The organism is Haloferax profundi (assembly GCF_001469865.1).
GTDB lineage: Archaea > Halobacteriota > Halobacteria > Halobacteriales > Haloferacaceae > Haloferax > Haloferax profundi.
Genome location: NZ_LOPV01000309.1, coordinates 1 through 764, shown reverse-complemented (window position 1 = coordinate 764; position 764 = coordinate 1). Strand labels below are relative to the sequence as shown.

Sequence of the window (764 nt, the reverse complement as noted above, 5' to 3'; positions counted from 1 at the left end):
CCCCTACCGAGCGCTTCTACTGGCGCTACGTCCCGTAGTCTACCGTCGCGACCTAACCAAAGGTTCGTGACATGCCAAATACCAAGTCGATTAGACGGAAGACGTACCCCGACGACGTACAGCGATTAGCCACTTGTCATGCCGAATATAGTTCTGGGAGTGGAGATGCCGCTCTCTGACGCCGTCCCATCGTTACGGAACCGTCCGAAAAGCGCCTCACAGAACGCCAACGGACGGATTACCGAATGCACCGCGAGGACCACCTTAAGTGGATTGCCGTGTTCGGGAAGGATCCAGACCGCGTTGAGGGTTACAGTGATTCTACGGAAATCCGAACCGCCTACCGACTCGACCAGTTCTACCGGTGGGTGTGGGACGAGCAAGGCTACACGACAAACATCACGACTGACCACGCCGATCAGTATTTCCGTGAGCTCGCCGCAGGTGACCTGAGCAACACGCACAAGAACAACGTCGTCTCGTCGCTCAAGCGCCTGTTCAAGTGGCAAGCGCACGAGCGGGGTGGAGAAGAGTGGGAACCAGACTTCCGCTTTCAGACGTCGCATAACCCGACTCAGCCGAAGGACTTCTTCACGCGAGAGGAGAGAGCAAAGCTAAGAGAGGCCGCTCTGGAGTACGGGCCAGTCCCTGCCTACAACGACCTTTCACCCCGCGAACGCTCTCAGTGGAAAGCACACCTCTCCCAACGCTTCGAAAAGCCGAAGTCCGAAGTCACACCCGCGGATTGGGACCGTGCAAACGGG

General features: G+C 57.7%; 1 protein-coding gene. It reads left to right on the top strand.

The window, feature by feature from the left end; genetic code table 11:
• Positions 1-245: 245 nt before the first annotated feature.
• Positions 246-764: site-specific integrase (locus AUR66_RS12650; RefSeq protein WP_231727881.1), on the top strand; the 519-nt coding region annotated here is incomplete at its 3' end.